This window comes from Laspinema sp. D2d (assembly GCF_025370755.1).
Classification (GTDB): domain Bacteria; phylum Cyanobacteriota; class Cyanobacteriia; order Cyanobacteriales; family Laspinemataceae; genus Laspinema.
This window is the reverse complement of the sequence record NZ_JAMXFC010000008.1, coordinates 71,307-91,986: the sequence shown is the minus strand read 5'-3', so window position 1 is coordinate 91,986 and position 20,680 is coordinate 71,307. Positions and strand designations below refer to the sequence as shown.

The window sequence follows — 20,680 nt, the reverse complement described above, 5'->3', positions numbered from 1 at the left end:
CGGGATTTATTCAATTGAGAACAACGGCATAGAACTCGACACTCGTCCCCGTTGATTCCTGAATTGAAGTCCTACCAAATCCGGTTGCAAATAGCCCCATTCTTTTGAGGTGGCAGGGTTTTATAGACCTACTACAACTGGATTGGGTATCACTGGTACTTGACCCGGGTCCATGACCTAGGCTCTACTGATGGGGCCGGTCCCTCAAGTGATGGCCTGTTAATTTCCCCGCCTGGTTTGCTGGCAGATGAGAAGCACTTTCTGTTATTAAAAAATTCCCTCCAAAACAGGGTCAGACCTGAGTGTTTATCGAGTCTTGGACCTTGAGAGTTTATTAAGTTTTTTAAAAATATCACCCGAGCCGAAAAAAATAGCCCTATAATTGCTTAATGTTTTGAGCTGGTTAGGGAAGGGTAAAATCCTTGTCAAGTATGACTCTCTAGCGCTAGATGAATTGTATATCCAATCAGCTAAAAACACCAGAAATTCGAGGAACTTTTCAAGTTTATGAGTGAAACGCCGAACTACCGCTTTGAGACCCTACAAGTTCATGCCGGACAGGAACCAGCCCCAGGGACAAATGCCCGGGCTGTTCCAATTTATCAAACCACTTCTTATGTCTTCAATGACGCGGACCACGGAGCCAATTTATTTGCTCTGAAAGAATTCGGGAATATTTATACCCGAATTATGAACCCGACAACCGATGCATTTGAGAAGCGGATTGCTGCGTTGGAAGGGGGGGTTGCAGCCTTAGCAACATCGAGTGGTCAAGCTGCACAATTTCTGGCGATCGCTACGATCTGTGAAGCCGGAGATAACATTGTTTCTACCAGTTTTGTTTATGGCGGAACCTACAATCAATTTAAAGTCGCCCTGCCCCGTTTAGGGATTAGCGTTAAATTTGTTGATGGAGATAATCCGGAAGATTTTCGTCAAGCGATCGATGACAAAACCAAGGCCATTTATTTAGAAAGTATTGGGAATCCTAAATGCAATATTCCTGATTTTTCTGCCATTGCGGATATCGCCCATGAACATGGAATTCCCTTAATTGTAGATAATACTTTTGGGTGTGGGGGTTACTTATGTAAACCCTTGGAACATGGTGCAGATATCATTACGGAATCGGCAACCAAATGGATTGGCGGTCATGGGACATCCATTGGCGGCGTGATTGTGGATTCGGGTAAATTTGATTGGGGAAATGGCAAATTCCCGATTTTTACGGAACCGTCTCCGGGTTATCATGGGATGAATTTCTATGAAGTCTTTGGACCCAAGAGTCCTTTTGGGAATATTGCCTTTATCATTCGCGCCCGAGTAGAAGGATTGCGCGATTTTGGACCGGCGATGAGTCCCTTTAATGCCTTCTTACTCTTGCAGGGGTTAGAAACCCTCTCTCTGCGAGTTAAGCGTCATGCTGATAATGCGATGGAATTAGCGACTTGGCTCTCTAATCATCCCAAGGTCGCATGGGTTAAATATGCCGGACTCAAGGATAATCCCTATCACAATTTAGCTCAAAAATACCTGACCAATGGGTTTGGCTGTGTGGTCAATTTTGGGATTAAAGGTGGCATGGAAGCGGGGCGAGAATTTATCAATAGTGTGAAGTTAGCCAGCCATTTAGCCAATGTCGGCGATGCCAAAACTCTGGTGATTCATCCCGCCTCGACGACTCATCAACAATTGAGTGAAGAGGAACAAACATCTTCTGGGGTTACCCCAGATATGATTCGGGTGTCTGTGGGAATTGAACATATTGAGGATATCAAGGCGGATTTCGACCAAGCTTTTAAAGCTTAGGGATTAACCCTGTTGCCTGCAAAGGAAGGAAAGGGTTAATTACAGAATGCTGCGTCACAGAGGCGATCGCCTCTGTGTTCGCACCTCTAACCTTCAGAACTTCATTCAAAATAGAGGGCCTTTGGAGTCTGATTTTTCCCACCAGAACTCCAGGGATGATCAATTCGTGACCTAAAAAATAGAACCCAGAACAAGATTGGATTACAATAGAAACAATAAAAATTGAGGGGAGTCGGTGACCGGCAAGGGGTACTATGTAGCAACAAGCCGTCAGCGAATACCCAACGCTAACGGTTATCAGACGCCAGGAGCGTTTCTTAGCCGATTGTTCACCGACCCATTATGCGATCGCTAGAGATGAAACATTATGAATGAGACCCGATATATTTCCCCTGAAACCCAGTTTTGTGAGCTTAAACAACCCGTTATCCTAGAATCTGGACAGGTTTTGATCGGGGTGCAAGTTGCCTATCGCACCTGGGGGAAGCTCAACCCTGAACGAGATAATGCCGTGGTTATCTGCCATGCGTTAACCGGATGGGCCGATGCGGATCAGTGGTGGGACCCGTTGTTTGGACCGGGAAAAGCCCTGGATACGGAAAAAGATTTTATGATTTGTAGCAACGTCCTGGGCAGTTGTTACGGCACCACTGGACCTACCTCGGTCAATCCAGAAACCGGCTGTCCCTACGGTCCCGATTTCCCTCGGATTACGATTCGGGATATGGTGCGAGTCCAAGCGGCCTTGCTGGATGAATTGGAAGTTGCCAAAGTGAAGCTGGTGATCGGGGGGTCATTAGGGGGGATGCAGGTCCTCGAATGGGGGGTAATGTATCCGGAAAAAGTCGAGGCGATCGCCACCTTTGCCGCCTCGGGAAGACATTCCCCCTGGTGTATTGGACTCAGCGAAGCCCAACGCCAAGCCATTTATGCGGACCCTTACTGGCGCGGTGGCTATTACACCATTGAACAACCTCCCGCCGCTGGATTGTCTGCTGCACGGATGATGGCAATGTGTTCTTATCGCAGTTGGGCCAGTTTAGAGCAAAAATTTGGGCGCAACAAAAGTGCGGATGGCAATTGGGAAATCGTAAACTATCTCCACCATCAAGGTCAAAAACTGGTGAATCGCTTTGATGCGAATAGTTATATCACCCTGACTTACGCGATGGATAGTCACGATGTGTCTCGTGGAATTGGGGATTATGATTCGGTGCTCGCCAGTATCCAGCAACCGACTCTCGTGGTGGCGATCGACTCGGATGTACTTTATCCTCCGGTGGAACAAGAGAAGTTAGCGCAGTTGATTCCCAATGCTCAACTGGGTTGGTTGAACTCTCCCCACGGTCACGATGCTTTTTTAATTGATATGGAAGACTTGAATGCAATGGTGGTGAATTTCCGCAAGTCCCTGGACTGGAATGCCGCCAATCGCGATCGCTCTCATCTGTCCCGAATTTGGCGCGTGGATAATTAGCCAGAACCGGCACTGGGGTAATTTTCCTCGTGACGAAAGCTCAACTTAAGTCACGCGCCGTTGGAGGTTCTGCCTCCTGTGGCGCAACTAGAGGAAAATTACCACCGACAAAGCCCTTACCCGGAGGTAGAAAAGTTAACGGGTTGGGGACAAGGAAGATTTCGCTTCCACACTCACCGAGCCTCGGATATCCAGTTGTACAGATTGTGCCTGGGAGTGAATTCCGGCTTGCTGCCATGCTTCCACCATTGCGATCGCCACATCTGCCGACTGCCCTGGAGAACATAACGCCAACAGGGTTGGACCCGCACCACTAATGGTCAACCCGTAGGCTCCCGCATTTAAAGCCGCTGCATGAACCGCATCATAACCGGGAATCAAACTCTTGCGATAGGGCTGATGGAGGCGATCGCTCATGGCAACGCGCAACCATTGACCATTGTTCGTAGCCAATCCCCGCAGGAGTAACCCCAAATGGGCGGTATTATAAATCGCATCCGCCCGGGTGTAGTGGGTTGGCAGCACTTGTCGCGCGGTTTCTGTGGCTAACTCAAAATCCGGAATTGCCACTACCGGGACAATTTCTGAATGCCAGGACACGTCACAGATTTCCCAACCAGGTCCATCCGTTGCTAACTCTTCCGGGATCGATGCCGCCAGACGACATCCCCCGAGTAAGGCTGGAACGACGTTATCGGGATGCTTTTCCATGTCAATCGCCAGATCCACCAGTTGCAGTAGCGTCAGGGGTTTTCCGGCAAGGTGATTGGCTCCCATCAATCCCCCGGCGATCGCCGTTGCGGAACTTCCCAGTCCTCGCGCGAGGGGAACGCCCAGTTCTATCTCGATTGTAACCGGCGGTGGAGATTGGCCGAGATGGGCGTAGAATTTAGCAAAAGCTTTATAGACCAGATTGGTCTCATCAGCAATCACGCGATCGGCTTCTAATCCCTTGACGAGAATCTGAAGCGGTTTTTGAGCCGGTGTGGATGGATTGAGGGCGATCGGCGAAAACTTAAAGTGATTGTACAGGGTCAATGCAGCCCCAAAACAGTCAAAACCCGGCCCAAGGTTAGCAGTGGTGGCCGGAACGGTAACGGTAACGGTGGATTGGGTAGAAGACATCAAAGGTTTTAAGGGATTACGTTTCGTCGGTTGAGAAAAAAGTTAAAAATTTTCTAAGGCAGGGTTCAGGATTAAATCCATAGGACCAGAGACCTGGTTTCTGTTCCTCATTCGTGGCTGATGAGCAAAAAGTTTGTCAAGAAACCCGGTTTCTAACCTCATGCAAACTCTAACTCCTGTCCGGATCAAGGGGGGGTTGGTGCGGGTGGGTTTAGAGGAATTTTGCCCGAGGTGTAATGAAATCAAAGTCAAAGTTCCGCGCCTGAGAGGATGAGGATCTGCAATGTCTTATCTTCATATTTAAGGGGGATGACTCATCTAAAATTTTCGTTTTTTCTGGTCTTTATCCAAGATTAAAGCGCCCACCCAAGCCAGTAACCCGATCGCCACGGGAAAGGCTGCTTTGCCGATCGCCCAAAATAAAACGGACCCACAGACTACCACGAAAGCTGTCATGAAGGCATCAGGAACGACGACTTTTTTCTCATTGGGGGTAGCCGCTAGAATTTGTACCCAGGCATAGCCAACTCCCACCACTGCAATCCAGGCAGAATTGGCAATTCGGTGGGAGAGAGCGGGTTCCTCTAGGATGCCTATCCAGGTTTGAGCAGCGATCAGTCCACCCCCGGCTAGAACCGTAGCCCCGGCCCCAGCTAAATAGAGAATATCCAGTTGGACGGCCCCTAACTTTTTGAGAAGGAAGCGAAAGAGATAATGACAGGCGATCGCCATCAGCAAAGCAGCGAGGGCAACCCCGAACGACTGGACCCCGAACAGGGCAGTTTCTTTAGCCATCGCCCCCCGCCTAGTAATGGCCCAAAACCCGGCGAGTAGCAATGCTCCCACCCCAGTTACAGCACTGACTCCCATGATAGTTTTAGCCAGGAACTTGAGGGTTAATTCAATCACGCATTCCCGTCTAGTTCCTACGGATAGTGATGAACTGTTGGCAATATGCTGGGCGATCGGCCAAAACAGGACCAATCCAGCCGGTATCGATAACGCTAGTTTCCAGGTTACAGAGTCGAGTCCGACTAGCACCCAACCCCATACTGCCCCCAAAGCCACAACCAGGCAGAGTCCAAGAAGAAAAAGCGAGCGTTGCATCCCCATTGGGTAAATCGCAGGTAGTTTAAGAGTTTTTCATTGTTCAAGGATTTTATCGCATTTATTCTGGCGATCTCAAAAATCTCTGACAACCCTACCCAGCAATTTCACCCCTAATCTGGGGGATGACCCATCGGCGATCGGTCCTGGTGTGGCGAGCGCAGGGGACTCAAGTTCGGTGCGATCGCTCCCTACAATCCCCAAGCCATTGATTAGACTTTTGGCAAAATTCTCTGAAGCCCCCCTTCAAAACCGCGATCGGTTGGGAGGAGCAATCCAGTTTTTTACCAGAGGTCTATATATATAAGGATATTTTAATTTTTAGATTGCCCTTACCGGGTATAAACTCTATTTCCTAGCATCCAAAAATCTAGGGAATAGCCCTCATTTTGCTCTTCACAAGCCACTACAGGCTACTCAGTGACCGGAGAAAGAGTTGCTCAATCCGGTAGCAGCAAGCGCAGTCATCACCGGCGCTTGCTTGCTCCTGAACCTCATCAAAGTTAACTCATCGGAGCGCTCACGACTCGCTCAGATTGATAGCTCGAACTGCCGCCAGTAGTTAAATAAAAGTAGCGCCTCGTTAGTTCGGGTAAAACTGCATCGGCAAAATTCGCCCCCTCGACATTCGTTCCCACCAACGTGGCATTACTCAGGTCCGCTTCCACCAACTCAGCCCGATTTAAAGAGGCCCAATTTAAGTTAGCTTTCTGGAGAGAAGCTCCCGTTAAATTGGCTCCACTCAGGTCCGCCCCCATTAAACTCGCCGATCGCATTGTGGCATCCGAGAGATTAGCAGCAATCAAGCTCGCCCCCTCTAAATTAGAGTTACTCAATTTAGCTTGCTTGAGATTGATGCCATTGAGATTGACCCCATTCAGGTCTACCCCGTTTAAATAGGCCCCCTCTAGGGTAATGCCGTTTAAATTGGCACCATAGAGCATTGCACCGCTGAGTCTGGCCCAATTTAGGATAGCCCAACTGAGGTTGGCACCCGTCAGGTTAGCCGCGCGCAGATTTACCCATTCCAGATTTGCACCTGTCAAATTTGCACTTCGTAGGTTGGCACTTCGCAGGTTTGTACTATTGAGATTCGCCGCGCTGAGTTTGGCTCTAGGTAATTTTGCTTTGACTAAAACTGCACCGGAGAGCGCCGCTTTGGTTAGATCTGCATCCATCAATTTAGCGTTTTCCATCTTTGCATAGCTCAGATTCGCCCATTGCAATGCCGCCTTACTAAAGTCCGCTTTAGTCAAATTTGCGCGACTTAAATTCGTTCCCCGCAACACTGAATGACTGAGATTTATACCGGCTAGGTTGGTTCGGCTGAGATCGGCTCCACTCAGGTCCACCCCAGAAAAATCCCTCTGACCCATTTCATACTGTTCAAGTAGTTCGCTAACGTTCATCCGATTCATTGCTCCCTCGATTTTTGTGAAAGGCTTGGCTTTCTCAACGGTTTTGTATTGGGACGTGGTTTAGGGCTGGCTTAGGATCAGCAGAATTATATAAAATTTTAACGCTCAGACCTATTCTGCCTCAAGCCATAATATGGGGGACTGCCCAAAAAATTAAATAATTTATTCATATTGTCATTGTAGGCTTAATGAGTGCCAGATGGTAATAAGTTTTGTTCCAAGAATTCTTGAGGATCAGCCTTGTACTTATGGTCAGGTTATCGCGCAGTCCCAGTGGTGTCAATCTCTAAACTGTATTTTCATACCCCAGAGTAAAAGTGCTTACTCCCGGACTCGCAAACCCCCCGTCTTTGATCCTCAAAGCATCAGCAATGGATCTCTTGATCGGGCTCCAATTGGGGCTAATCTTGATCCCCCCTTCAGCGGGTTTTTTGGTTTAAAGAAAAGTTTTTGTAGACACAGATGTAGCGATAGAACCTGAACACCTGATTTCAGGGTCAGCCATTGGGCGATCGGCGAATTGTTCTGCTGAGTTTTGTTCAATCCCGAATAGTTTCTACCGCGTCAGATGAGCGTGATTGGGAGGGGGTTGAGTTATTGAGTACAGAATTCAGGGGAGAGTGCTCCCGAGTATGCAGGGGTACATAAAAATTCGGTAGATTGGCCCCCTTATTCTGATTCTGCTGTAATTAAACCTAAAGCGCGATCGATAATTTCGACTCGATTTACTTTCTCAGCCAACTCCCGCACCTCATAACGCCCCTCTTCCACTTCTAAGGACGCTTCATCAAGGGCATTGGTATAGGCTTCTTCTACTGTTTCCAGTAACTCTTCCCGATTCAAGTAATAACCCCCAGCTTTCCGGCGCTTATTTTCCCACTGAATTTCCCGAACTGAATTACGAATTGACACATCCCAAGACCGAGTAGACCGATTTTCTACTTGTTGCTTAATCAGATGGAGCAGTAAAATCACCGCATAACTGCGAATGGTTTTGATGATGTCTTTCCGTCCCATTTCTGTCAATTCTTCAACCAGTTCTAAAGACCCTTGAATATCGCCTTTGAGGAGTTTTTCTTTGAGTTCTAACAGTTCTTCCATAAGTCAACATCAGAGAAAGTTTAGCGTCAAGTGATGCCGGTTTATCCCAGGGGGCGATCGCCGGGTCCAAACCCCGAGCAAAATCTAGTAGATTGCCCCCCTTATTCTGATTCGGCTGTAATTAAACCCAAGGCGCGATCGATAATTTCTGCTTGATTTAGTTTCTCTTCCAACTCCCCGACGTCGTAACGCCCTTCTTCCACTTCTAAGGACGCTGTATTAAACGCTTGTTGATACGCAGTTTCTAAAACTTCCTGTAATTTGTCTAGGGAAAGGTAAAATCCGGCTGATTTTGGTCGCTTATTTTCTTCTTTTATTTCTAAAATCCAATTACGAATCGAGACATCCCAAGACCGAGTAGACCGTTTTTCTACTTGCTGCTTAATCAAATGGATCAGTAAAATCACCGCATAACTGCGAATATTCTTGATGATGTCTTTACGTCCTATTTCTGTCAATTCTTCAACCAGTGCTAAAGACCCTTGAATATCACCTTTGAGGAGCTTTTCTTTGAGTTCTAACAGTTCTTCCATAAGTCAACTATTTTAGGTGTAGTTTTACAGGTTTAAAATTTATTTTGATGGGCAGCTCTTAATTGAAATTTTATAGAATTTGAGATGATGGGGTTGAGTAAAATCAATTGTCAAACTCCGAAATTATTTTTTTCTTAGATAAAAATATCCTTAATTTATTACTATTTTAGTTGTAAATTAAGCTTTTTTCCTAGCTGCAATAAATAAAATTTATTTTTAGTATTTTGATTGAATATTTTTACCAAATATTTATTCCAGATAGTTAAGCCTAATCTGCCTTAACATTTAATTTAATACATATTTTGCATGGATTTCTATTATCTTTCTCGGCTTCTTCACGACTGTTATAACAAATAATCTTGGTCTTTTCTTCATATTTCACTCTTTCTGGATACAATTTACAGTCTCTGTTAAAATGATATGTGCGCCTATTTATCCAAGATCTGATAGGTCCACCTTGAATTAAAATTTGGGGCTTTTCATTAAACACACCATCACTATTTTCAAAAAATACTGATTCATCATTTTTGGCAATCCAGTGCAACAAAATCCTGATTTTATATAAAAGTTTTATTCTTTTATTTTTTATCAATTCTTGGTCTAATTTTTCTAAGGATTCAGCTATTGCTAAATCTAAAATTTTATTTACTTCCTTGAATAGATCTCCCAAAAAAACTATTGTTAAATTAAATGAATCTATAAACAAAGGGTATTCTTTAAGTGTTATTGTCAAATTAATGAAAATCTCGTGAATTTCTATGTAATATTGTGTCGTTACAAAAACATAGTTATGAATCAACATATTTAATACCAGATTTGTTTTTGTTAACTCCCTATTACCAGGATTTATCGAAGAAAAAATACGTTGTATAAAATTTTGAATGTTGCTTAATAAAGTTAAAGTATTAGAAGGTTCATTTTTTAGTTCTAAAATAATAGCTCTTTGCTCATCAAGGGCTTCGATTGTCCAAAAAAGTCGAGAGGTACTAATTGAATCAGTTTCTCCTCCTGAAGCAAAATCTATAATCTTTATAAGAAGCCAATATCGCGAATCAAGCTTGTTTAGCCTTTTGGCCTCTCCCTTAATAGAATAAAATGGGGATAACTCTAATTGTTTGAGCTGTTTTTGTTGGCGTCTAACCTCTTGTCCAATTTTTCCAGTAAGAGAACACAACAGCAATGAAATAGCAAATTCAAAAGGGAAAGAATTTTTAGCAAACAATCCTAGGATAAGCCAAGAACAAAGAACACCTAACAAAAACAGAGATGTTTTCAAGTAGTTGGTAATTCTTTTGCCAGTAGCATCTAAAGATTCCCAATCCGAATCAAGTGCCTCAATCGTTGACAAAAAACTTATCCAACTCCTATCTCTCTCATGAAAATCCAGATTTTTATCTTGCAGTTCGGGCCATTCATGAAAAATAACCCTTATTGGGATTGCTTGTCCGCCCACTCCTCGTAAAATATCAGGTGTAACGCGTACGTTACGTCCACTTTTTATAATTCCACATACCTTTAGAGTGTGTTGATTTAGCAAAGGTGCTCCACTAAACCCTGGCCGCACGTTTTCATCTTTAATCGTAAGTAACTGCCCCTTATCAGAAGGGCCTTCACACTCAACAGTTATAGATGCACCGTCGCGGTCTTGATCTGGGTAACCATAACTGTAAAGTTTGTGCCCGGGTTTTACTTCCTCATCCAAATAAACACAAGGATGATGGTCTATTGGCAAGCTCAGAAGCGCTAGATCAGGTTCTGACAACGGCTCAACTCTGTCTGGAATGTAAATTTCCTCTTGCCAGCAAACTTGAATCAAATTGATATCTGCCCCCTTGACCACATGAGTACAGGTAAGGATTAGCCCAGGAGCTACCCAAAAGCCGGTACCGTAATCGCTAGGTGTTTTCAACCGGACTGTGCATTCTCGGAAAAGTTCATATAGCTGACCATCCATCTGTAACTACAACTCTTTACCTAAATTATTAGTTACTCCACTCCAGAGTAATCTTTAAGTTTGCTTTACCAGTACCTTTGACTATCATAGCGGTAAGTTCTCCGGACTCATAACCAAACTCTAAAGCAAATTCAACGCTTGCTTTACTCGGTTTAACTTTATCCAAGCTTTTTTTGATAGCCCCGGCAATACCTTCAATCGCATCCGTTACTTCTTTGAGTGGTATTTTAAAGGAAACATCGGTTTCTATTTCTTCGCCAATAGCAACAGGGGTTTCTTCTACAGATTTTCCAAAAACAGTAGCCTCAAGGCGGATTATTGTTCCGTCAGCAAGTTGTATTGGAACTATTTTAGTGGGAGATTCCATAAAATTTTATAGCACTACTCTAATATTTCTAACATTTTTTTCACGGGGGATCTGGAAGGGTGGATATTAATTAAATAGATGGTGCGCTTAACCTAAAACAGACAGAGCATAGAGATCTCCGCTTCCCCCTACTAGCTAGGATCGCAACCTTAATATATCCCAAAATCGCTTAAATCTTGGACGTTATTCGTGACGTGAGTAGCGCTCTAATGCCGTAAACGAGCATTGGGGCCACAATATTCGCATCATACCCATGTCTGCCACCCATGAGAATTTACTCTAGCAGGGTCTAGGTGTCTTTCGCTTATCGGGCGAAATTGCCGTTAAAAAAACGGATATCCGCACTCCAGGTCTCGATTCCCAGGGGATTGGTAAATTGCTGGGAGCAGGTAAGGTGAACTCAATATTACCCGATTACTGGCATAAGAGGTCCACAACTCAAGTTCGGAAGCGTGATAGCGATCAATGGCTTTGATCGCCGGTTAGTGAAAGGGCGATCGCATCCCTGTTACCTAGATTAAGATATTTCTGTCCCCAAATATAGCATTGGCTCTCCTATTGCTATCCATTTTTCCATGTTAGAGAAAATTTACCAGGCTACGGGCCAAAATTATTTAGGTCAAAGTTTCATGAGGGACCGGATTTGGCGTGGGATGGCTCCTGCTTGGGGTGGGGCTGTTCAGCGATCGCCGCATGGGATAAAATACCACAAGAGCCGCTCCACTTTGCCAAATTCTGTAGCTTGGAGCGCCTCTAATCGGGGTTGAATTGTGATAGAATTAAATACGATGACAGAAGAGATTCCTGAAGAATTTTGGCAAGCGGTAGAGCAGTTTAATGCTCAAGATTTTTATGCCTGCCACGACACCTTAGAAGCTTTATGGATGGATGCAGTAGAACCAGACAAAAAGTTTTATCAAGGGGTGCTACAGATTGCCGTATCCCTTTATCATTTAGGAAATCTCAACTGGCGAGGTGCGGCCATTTTATTGGGCGAAGGAATGAGTCGATTAGGGTATTATTCTCCTGAATATTATAATATAAATGTCGAAAAATTACTCAGAGAAAGTCAAAAAATTTTACGAGCTTTGCAGGAGTCAGGGCCTGATAATGTGGCAGAGTTTGCGCAACAGTTATTGAGTTCGGATCGACTCGAACCAACTGATGAAATAGCCGGATTGAAAGTCCCTCAAATTGTGAAAGTGGTCTATAACAAGTTTGAATGAATTAAAAAATTCCTCAAGACATTCGGTTTCTTGTCCTATTGACCGGATTTAGGGGATAAAAAAAGGACAAGATATTGCCTTGTCCCTACTTTGCTCGTTTTTGAAAGATTGGGGAATTATTTAGATTACCCAAGTTGCTAAATAGGCATCAGTTCCCCCTAATGGATTGGGATTGATGGCATTGGAAGTGGTGGCAACTCCGGGATTATTAACCGTTCCGAAAATCACTGCGCGATCGCCTGCCACGGCAAAAGAATTGACCGTTCCCGATGACCCATCCAGATCACCGGATTGAGTTAAGGGAGTCCAGAATTGGCGGGTGGTAAAATCTGCGGAGACTGCTAATACTGCCATTTCACCGAGGGTATAATTCCCCACAGATTCCCCATTAATGGTTTTTAAATTCCGGTTTTGGATAGAGGCAGCAGCAGCACCACCGATGTAAACAGTCCCTGATTCATCGACGGCGATAGAATTAGGGTTGAAACTATTGGCATTGCCATTACTCAGGCGAGTGGCGATAAATTGACCCCGGTCGATCATACCCGTATTGCTATCAATTTTCGCAAAAAATGTAAATGAACCACTGCCAGCGCCGGATAAATTATTATATTCATCCTGCTGAATTAACCGACTACCCAGGGTTGTGGTAATGGTATTGCCATCCCGCGTAAACACGTTATTTCCTCCATCAGTTTTTCCCAGGAAATAAAGAGTGCCATCATCGGCAATGGTGAGGCGTTCTCCCCGAGTATCTGCGCCTAAATTTTGAGAAGTGACTTCAGTGGCACTGTAATCCCAGGTATTCCAAAGTAGATTTAAGTTGCTATCAAATCCTCGGATTAAGGGAGTTTGTAAGTCAGAAGAAACTTGATTGAATCCGGTGACATACACTTGATTATTCAGGGGATTAATGGCAATATCTGAGGGACGAATATCGGTGCCAGTCAAGGTAGTGGAGGCGAGGGGAGTGCCTGTCTCACTCCAGAGGGTGACAGTATCCGTGGCGATGTTTAAGGCGGCGATCGCACCATTATTAGCGATCGCTACCCGATCCACTGTTCCCGGTTGGGACCAGAGAAGATTAGTCCCGGTACTATCAAATACTTTAATCCCAAAATCGCCGCCAGTGACGATTTCTCCACTGTTGCGATCGATATCTAAATCCTTGACAATCCCGCCTAAATCTGTTTCCGACAGCAGGGTATCACCGCGATCGGAAAATCGTAGGAGTTGCGCCGTTCCATTTAAATTACCCGCAACAGTAATGGCGCGATCAAGGGGAGAAATCGCTACAGCATTCCCTTCGTCATTTCCCCCACCTCCGAGATAGGTTGCCAGGGTGAGTTCTAAATTATTGAGATTATCATTGTCCAGAATTTCCAAAATGGCAGTATTTTGAGTCCCCAATACTGCACCACCGGAGAGATTGCCGAGAGATAAATTAAGGGTTTCTGTGGATTCTACTTCGCTATCATTGATGATGGGAATGAGTACAGTTTTAGGGGTAGTATCTCCCGCGCCAAAGGTGATTGTAAGTGTTTCATTAATGTAATCGGCGGGTGCAGTTGCGGTGTCATCGGTAAGGAATAAATCGGCACTAATTGCGCCATCGCTGCCATCAGTCCGAACAACGGTGACAGAGGCGATCGCTGTTCCATCTTCTTTTACGGTAAAGATCGGTGCATTCAATCCCACCGCGCCTGGTGTGAGTTCGGGTTCCGGAGTTGGTTCTAAGATGGGGTCTGGTGTGGGTTCCGGTGTGGGTGTGGGTTCGGGATTAGATATTCCTAGGTTTGGCGTGGGTGCAAATACAATTTTTGGATCAGAAGAAGAGGGGGGAGAAAGGGAAATAAAATTATTCCGATCAACGGTGGCGAAATCGACCCCATTTAAGATTGCTAAATAGTCAGCGGTGATTCTATCTTGAATGATAGTATGACTAGAATAAGCACCTGTTCCTTGAAAAATATACAGGTCTTCAAATGCCAGTCCACCGTCTAGGTAAATGCGATCAAGATTGTTTTTAAAATCTATAATCCAGTCCGCTTCTGGTAAGTTGGCGCTACCAGTGGACCGAAAACCGGGTACATCGTCTCTCCTGGCGATCGCAAAGACATTATTGCCACTGCCACCCGTTAAGGTATCCGCACCCAAATCCCCATAAAGGGTATCATCTCCTAAGTCTCCCCATAGGAGGTCATTTCCCTGACCCCCTCGCAAGACATCATTCCCTTGTCCCCCATGAAGGGTATCATTGCCTTGGTTCCCATTGATGAAGTCATCTCCCTGATTGCCATTAATAAAATCATTTCCTTCTAATCCAAAAACGCGATCGCCTCCATCGAGTGCTAGGATAAAATCCGCTTGATTTGTCGCCACAACTACCTCAGCATTGTCCGTTAAAAAGTAAGCGGTATTGTATCCGGCGATCGGTTGACGGCCTTCCGGTTTTCCGTGGCGTTGAAAATGTTCTAATCCCGAGGTAAATATCCCCGTCTCTACGGCTATTCTAACATCGGGATAAGCTGTTAAATAGTCCGTCTCATCGACCAGGACGGTAAAGGCATTTAAGTCTAAAGTTCCTTCCAAGGGAATTCCTCCAGTTGAACTTGAATGACTGCTATTCAAGGTTTGCCAATACCCTATTCCCCAGCTAAATTTTAGGCAATAGCTGGATAAATCTGGTAATTTTGGAAGCCTCTACTTTCTAGCAGTTACATTTTTAATAGTTCACTTTTCAAAAGCCGAAATAATTTTCCGGCAAACCTCATGAAGGAATTAACCTAAATTCAAAAAATAAAGATGAGTTTACAGGGGGAGGTTTGCTCAAAAAACAAGGTAAAATTTCAATCTATCTGTAGCAATAAAACTTGCTTTTTACCATAAATAAAGTTTTACTGAGCCAAAATTAGATTTTAGCTCTCTTAGATTTTTTCATGTTTAAGGGTGACGGTAAAATTTTAGAATTTTGTCCCTTATGGTGAGCCAATTCACGGGAAACTAGGAAACATTTATTAAAAATTTTATAAAAATTAGCTCAATCTGGGTGCGGTAAATAATAAGCGTTAAGGAATTTTCGGTGATCCTGTGATTAGGATAATCAAAAATTTGAAATTTTTGATCGGGGATAATACTTAAATTTTCAAACTTTTTAAATACATTAAATGAAAGTAGCCCAATAGAAAATTAAGAAAATTATAAAGTTTTCAAATCCTGAATTTGAAATCCGGAAAGATGACGCGGAGGCAATGACTGGGAAGGGAAAAAGGTCAGCCTAGGAGGGATGAGGCTATAAAAGTAAGCCTGAATTTTCCCTCTAAAGCACCTAATTTATTTGTCTGTAAGGATAGGAGGAAATCCCCCTAAAGATAGATGTTGTAAGCCAGGGCCTGAAAAAGCTGCCCCCTGGGTGTCCAAAAGGGGTCACAATAGCTAAAAAGAGAGAAAGCCTCTGGCCCTTAATCCAGAGGGAGATAAAGTTTGGTAAAATCTTGTCCTAGTCAAGGCTTCCGAAACTTCGGAAGACTGGAAACCGTCAAACATCAAGCAGAACGGAGGCTACAGAAGTTGCCCTCGGACGCGATCCGGATTACGGATTGGTAGGATTGGCTAGACTACCAATAGAAGATGGCAGAACTCCATCTGCATCCTCTTGCGAATGTGCTTATCATGCCTATACCAGTGAACTCAGCTATGATGCCCTCTGTCCGCTTAAGTTCCTCACATTTATTGCTTCGCCTCGGGTTGGCATTGATGATGCCAGTCGCCTTGTCGAGCGTTGTTGCCATGCCGAGTTATCCCCAAACTCCGAATGCGGCGCAGGACAACCGTGCCTTGCGAGTGCGATCGGATATGCAAGAATCTGACTCCAGAACCGGGATTATCACGGCACGCGGCAATGTCCGTATCAACTATCCTGCGAGAAATATGCAAGGGACCGCAGCCCAAGCCCAATTTTTTAGCCGAGAGCAACGCATCGTGCTCAGTGGGAATGCTTATGTGATCCAAGATAACAACAGCATTCGGGGGGAAACGATTACCTATCTTTTGGATGAGGGCCGATTTATTGCCCTTCCGGAAGACAACAAACAAGTGGAGTCGATTTATTTCCTACCGGATGGGACCGCTCCTGGACTCTAAGGGAGACAATGGACGCCTGAATGCTTAAAAATGGTTAAGAAGGAGTGGTTGGGGGCGATCGCCCCATCGGTAACTCCTTCTCTCCAATCGGGGAAAAAATTGCTCCGTTTGTAGACATTAGCCCTTAGTCCTAAGAGGATGGTCCCGAGTGAAAATATGGTTGGAGAATGTTCACAAATCCTACGGCAAGCGTGCCGTTGTTAACCGGGTGAGCCTTTCGGTTTCCCAAGGGGAAATTGTCGGGTTGCTTGGTCCTAATGGTGCGGGAAAAACCACCACCTTTTATATGGTGACGGGACTCGAAAAACCCACCCAAGGGAAAATTTGGCTCGATAACGTAGATATTACCCCTTTATCCATCCAAGACCGCGCTAGGTTGGGAATTGGCTATCTGGCTCAAGAACCGAGCATTTTTCGGAATCTGACGGTTCAAGATAACATTTTGCTGGTTTTAGAACAAACTAAAGTCCCACCTTGGCAGTGGCAGCAGCGTCTCAATACGCTGCTGCGAGAATTCCGTCTACAAGTTGTCGCCCAGACAAAGGGCAAAAATGTCTCCGGGGGAGAACGACGAAGGACGGAAATGGCGAGGGCCTTAGCTGTACGGGGCGAGGGTCCTACATTTTTGCTGTTAGATGAACCCTTTGCGGGGGTTGATCCGATCGCCGTGTCGGAAATGCAGCAAATCGTCGCCAAACTTCGCGATCGCGACATGGGGATTCTGATTACCGATCATAATGTCCGCGAAACCCTCGCCATCACCGATCGCGCCTACATCATGCGGGATGGACAAATTCTGGCATTTGGCACCCCGGAGGAACTCTCTACCAATCCCCTGGTCCGACAATATTATTTAGGGGAGAATTTTACGCTATCTTAAAATTAGCTCAATCTCGGTTAAATTTACCTTTTTTTCTTTAAAAATTGCTTTTCTAACTGGAATTCATTCAAAAAATAGCAGTCTGTAAATCTTGAAAATTTAGTAGAAAATAGGGATTAGTCCCTCGTTTGAATAACCAGATTCAGGGTTCATGCAGTCCTTCCTCCGGACTGCTAAAAACTGCCATCGCATCAACTCCTCCTCACACTTCCCATGATCTCGAATTCATTAAAATCGTTTCAATCCTTCAGTTGGTGGCTGTTGCGAGGCTCGGTGATGGATCGCTATATCGCCCTTGAATTAATCGGGCCGTTTCTCTTTGGAGTCGGCTCGTTTTCTTCCGTAGGGGTGGCGATCGGGACCTTATTTGACCTCGTGCGGCGCGTTACGGAAAGAGGCTTACCCATAGAAATTGCGCTGCAAGTTTTCTTCTTAAAACTCCCGGATTTCATCGTTCTAGCCTTTCCCATGTCCGTATTACTCGCTACCTTAATGGGGTATTCCCGGATGTCTGCCGATAGCGAAATCGTCGCTTTACGCAGTTGTGGGGTGAGTGTTTATCGATTAGTTGTCCCGGCGATCGCCCTGAGCTTTTGCGTGACTGGATTGACCTTTGCTTTTAATGAACTGATTGTTCCAGCAGCCAACTACGAGGCAACCGTTACCTTACAGCGGGCACTCAATCAAGATAGACCTTCTTTTCAAGACCGGAATATTATTTATACAGAATTTGACCGGGTAACCGAAGAGGATGGGGACCGAGTTACGGTGATGAAACGCCTATTTTATGCGGAAGAGTTCGATGGTGAACGGATGAAAACCTTAACCATTTTGGACCGTTCCCAGGTAGGCTTAAACCAAATCGTTTCAGCAGAATCGGCCATTTGGAATCCCAAAGAAAATACCTGGGATTTTTTTAATGGTACGGTTTATTTAATCGCACCCGATGGCTCTTATCGGAATATTGTCCGGTTTGAACATCAAGAACTTAAACTGCCTCGCACTCCGTTAGATTTAGCCTCCCGGGGGCGAGATTATGGGGAAATGAGCATCGCCCAAGCTAAAGAACGACTCGAAATTATTCGGTTTGGAGGGAGTGAAAAAAATATTCGGGAATTAGAGGTGCGGATTCAACAAAAATATGCATTGCCCTTTGTCTGTGTTTTGTTTGGTTTAGTCGGGGCTACCTTGGGACTCGGCCCCCGTCGTGCCAGTAAAGCGACCAGTTTTGGGATTAGCATTATTATCATTTTTGGCTACTATTTAACGGCGTTTCTTGCTAATGCTCTGGGTCAATTGGCGATTCTCTCTCCCTTTATGGCAGCCTGGTTGCCCATAGCCCTGGGGTTAGTGATAAGCGTATTTTTATTAGTGCGGGCTTCACGATAAACTACGGTTGATGGTAGCCCGATTTTACAGAGCCACGGCGATCGCAGTGGCTCTGAGGCGATCGCCATCCTAAATGATTTATAACCAAACTAACGAGCTAAATATGGGTGCTAACCTACAGATTAAGCAAACCCACGCTCAAGGCTCTCAGGGTTATAGCCAGAACAGAATAGATTCAGGAGTCCTATAAGAATGCTGAATCTAAAAATTAATAATCCTGATGACCCTTATAAATAAGGACCCATCAATCCATTGAAGGACTATAATACATAGTAGACAATCTTTATAAAAAGTTTATCCGGAACTGATTACCTGGGTTCTAAAGTGCGATTATTCTATAATCAGCAACATTAAATCAGTTCATCCCTCTACCTAGATCAATTAGCTCGGGATTAAAAGCTATGTCACACCCCAACTCAACCTCTCCTGCCATCCGCAAAATCCGAGCCAGGTTAAGACATTACACGCGACCCTTCGTGTGGGGTTCTGTGCTGATTCTGGGACTCTTAACCCTGTTAATCTGGGAGTTTTCCCAAAATCCTGAACAGTTCTATCTGTTTAGCTTAGAGGAGGATGAGGAGATGGAACTGGGGAATGAGTTGGAGGGGGAGATGGGAATGTCCCCGGAAGATAGTGCGATCGCCGCAGATATTGATAGTTCCTCAGTGCTGATCAATGATTTGAAGCAGATCCAACCGCCTCCATCCCTTACACTGCCCACCCCAAGGAACTCCAACCGGAGGTCTTCATCTAGGCGATCGCCATCGAACCCCGCTCAATCTCCGATTAACAGGGGTTTAGGGGGCGTGGAGGACCCGAATCAAAATGGGGAAGATCTATACAAACTGCCAGAACTCTCTATTTTACCCCCATCCAATAATGAGGCTAATGGGACCTCTGAAGAATTACCCGAGGTAAGCGTTCTCGGAGTGCCTACGCCTCCAGAAAATAGCAATGGGACCCCGCCACCTCCCGGGAATCGCTTGGGAATCTATTCCGGTAGCGTTAATAATTTTGAGACTCCAGACCTGTCCCGATTGCCGGTAAGTCCCTTACAATCAGCAATGGATCGCTTGTATTCTCCCGACAACTCCACCGATGGCGATCGCAACCCGGACAATCCCGAAGGGAGTCAAGAGCGAGAATCTACCCCTCAAGAACAATCCAATCGCCGGAACTCTGGGGAAAATCGCCCCAACGCCCCAGAAAATCGAGCGAACTCCGGGTCCCAAACTGCACCCAATTCCTCGGGGAACACTCCTCAACGGACGCCAACGCCGAACGGCACTCCCCAGAATGCGGCCAATCCTTCCGCCAACCCGCTTCAACCCGGGTCAAATAACCCTTACGGCACGCCCTTAAGTTCCCCCAGTCCCTACGGCAACTCGCCTCAACTGACGCCAATACCTAATATCACCCCGGAGACTCTCCTCAATCCCTACCCCGTTGAAGGGTCTGTTTTGAATCAGCCATCGGGAGATCCCAACCAAGTCATCACTCCCAGACTGCCGGGAGAAATCAGCCCCACCTATACCGTGGATTACTCTGAGGATTACAACAGTCCGAACAACTATCAAACCCTTCCCGCTACCCCTTTGACTCCGAATTCCATTCCTACTAATGCCTATGAGTATTTATTACAATTGCGCGGGACACAAGTTCCCTTGGCACCCACTGCACCCAGTGCGGTTCCCCTAGCACCAAACAACCTCGGAACTGCCAGGGATTTAACGCCGAACTCTTCGATCTATCAGCCTCCGACTAACCAACCTGTAGGCAACTCTCCTGCGGTTTCTCCTCCGGTTTCTCCAGGAGCGCAACCCCTACCCCTAAATCAACCCAGCCAGCCACCCAGTCCCTCCTCCCTCAATCCCGCCACCAATGTACCGATCAATCAACCCGTAAATCCCCCCTCGGTTCAGTCTACTCCAGTAGACAATTCGAGCCTTAATCTCAACCGAGAGACTCCCGGAGTGCAACCCCTTCAACCGATTCAGCCGTTTTCAGTCCCCAATTCCGTTCCCGGTCGCCATATTGGGGGCGGTAATATTAATACCTTTTCCAATCCCTAATGCCCGGTTGTACTATAGGTTAGAAACCGGGTTTCTTTTCTAAATTGCTGGCAATTGGCAATCAATTGACAGCAGAAAC

15 protein-coding genes are annotated in these 20,680 nt (G+C 45.5%); 7 read left to right on the top strand and 8 right to left on the bottom strand.

Annotated features, from left to right (window positions below; genetic code table 11):
• Positions 1 to 507: 507 nt before the first annotated feature.
• Complete coding sequence (locus tag NG796_RS08045) at positions 508 to 1,809, top strand: O-acetylhomoserine aminocarboxypropyltransferase/cysteine synthase family protein (RefSeq protein ID WP_261205382.1); 1,302 nt, start codon at positions 508 to 510, stop codon at positions 1,807 to 1,809.
• Positions 1,810 to 2,176: 367 nt separating this feature from the next.
• Complete coding sequence (gene metX, locus NG796_RS08040) at positions 2,177 to 3,286, top strand: homoserine O-acetyltransferase MetX (protein WP_261205381.1); 1,110 nt, start codon at positions 2,177 to 2,179, stop codon at positions 3,284 to 3,286.
• A gap of 135 nt (positions 3,287 to 3,421) precedes the next feature.
• Here the strand turns inward: metX and thrB are convergent, their stop codons facing one another.
• The 7 genes from thrB to NG796_RS08005 form a co-directional block, all read right to left on the bottom strand.
• Positions 3,422 to 4,411 carry a homoserine kinase gene (gene thrB / locus NG796_RS08035; RefSeq protein WP_261205380.1) on the bottom strand — a complete coding sequence of 330 codons (990 nt, stop codon included), beginning with the start codon at positions 4,409 to 4,411 and terminating at the stop codon, positions 3,422 to 3,424.
• A 318-nt stretch (positions 4,412 to 4,729) separates the two neighbouring features.
• Complete coding sequence (locus NG796_RS08030) at positions 4,730 to 5,518, bottom strand: hypothetical protein (protein ID WP_261205379.1); 789 nt, start codon at positions 5,516 to 5,518, stop codon at positions 4,730 to 4,732.
• A gap of 503 nt (positions 5,519 to 6,021) precedes the next feature.
• Positions 6,022 to 6,927, bottom strand: a complete 906-nt coding sequence (locus tag NG796_RS08025; protein WP_261205378.1) for a pentapeptide repeat-containing protein — start codon at positions 6,925 to 6,927, stop codon at positions 6,022 to 6,024.
• 678 nt (positions 6,928 to 7,605) lie between these two features.
• A complete protein-coding gene (locus NG796_RS08020; RefSeq protein WP_261205377.1) occupies positions 7,606 to 8,037 on the bottom strand; it encodes a DUF29 domain-containing protein in 432 nt (143 codons plus the stop codon).
• Positions 8,038 to 8,138: 101 nt separating this feature from the next.
• Positions 8,139 to 8,570: a DUF29 domain-containing protein gene (locus NG796_RS08015; RefSeq protein WP_261205376.1), complete on the bottom strand. Its 432-nt coding sequence runs from the start codon at positions 8,568 to 8,570 to the stop codon at positions 8,139 to 8,141.
• A gap of 268 nt (positions 8,571 to 8,838) precedes the next feature.
• Positions 8,839 to 10,524, bottom strand: coding sequence for a serine protease (locus NG796_RS08010; RefSeq protein ID WP_261205375.1), 1,686 nt, complete (start codon positions 10,522 to 10,524; stop codon positions 8,839 to 8,841).
• A 28-nt stretch (positions 10,525 to 10,552) separates the two neighbouring features.
• Complete coding sequence (locus tag NG796_RS08005) at positions 10,553 to 10,891, bottom strand: CU044_2847 family protein (protein WP_261205374.1); 339 nt, start codon at positions 10,889 to 10,891, stop codon at positions 10,553 to 10,555.
• Between the two features lie 788 nt (positions 10,892 to 11,679).
• On the opposite strand from NG796_RS08005, the gene NG796_RS08000 reads away from it, so the two are divergent.
• On the top strand, positions 11,680 to 12,117 hold the full coding sequence (locus tag NG796_RS08000) for a DUF309 domain-containing protein (protein WP_261205476.1): 438 nt from the start codon (positions 11,680 to 11,682) through the stop codon (positions 12,115 to 12,117).
• A gap of 120 nt (positions 12,118 to 12,237) precedes the next feature.
• Here NG796_RS08000 and NG796_RS07995 read toward each other — a convergent pair whose 3' ends face one another.
• A complete protein-coding gene (locus tag NG796_RS07995; RefSeq protein ID WP_261205373.1) occupies positions 12,238 to 14,709 on the bottom strand; it encodes a Calx-beta domain-containing protein in 2,472 nt (823 codons plus the stop codon).
• A gap of 1,104 nt (positions 14,710 to 15,813) precedes the next feature.
• On the opposite strand from NG796_RS07995, the gene NG796_RS07990 reads away from it, so the two are divergent.
• The 4 genes from NG796_RS07990 to NG796_RS07975 all read left to right on the top strand — a co-directional run bounded on the left by NG796_RS07990 (position 15,814) and on the right by NG796_RS07975 (position 20,601).
• Positions 15,814 to 16,260 carry an LptA/OstA family protein gene (locus tag NG796_RS07990; RefSeq protein WP_261205372.1) on the top strand — a complete coding sequence of 149 codons (447 nt, stop codon included), beginning with the start codon at positions 15,814 to 15,816 and terminating at the stop codon, positions 16,258 to 16,260.
• A gap of 148 nt (positions 16,261 to 16,408) precedes the next feature.
• Positions 16,409 to 17,140, top strand: coding sequence for an LPS export ABC transporter ATP-binding protein (gene lptB / locus NG796_RS07985; RefSeq protein ID WP_261205371.1), 732 nt, complete (start codon positions 16,409 to 16,411; stop codon positions 17,138 to 17,140).
• Positions 17,141 to 17,416: 276 nt separating this feature from the next.
• Entirely contained in the window at positions 17,417 to 18,529 is a 1,113-nt protein-coding gene (locus NG796_RS07980) for an LptF/LptG family permease (protein WP_261205370.1), read from the top strand.
• Between the two features lie 401 nt (positions 18,530 to 18,930).
• Positions 18,931 to 20,601 (top strand): hypothetical protein, encoded by a 1,671-nt coding sequence (locus tag NG796_RS07975; protein ID WP_261205369.1) that lies wholly within the window; start codon positions 18,931 to 18,933, stop codon positions 20,599 to 20,601.
• Positions 20,602 to 20,680 lie beyond the last annotated feature (79 nt).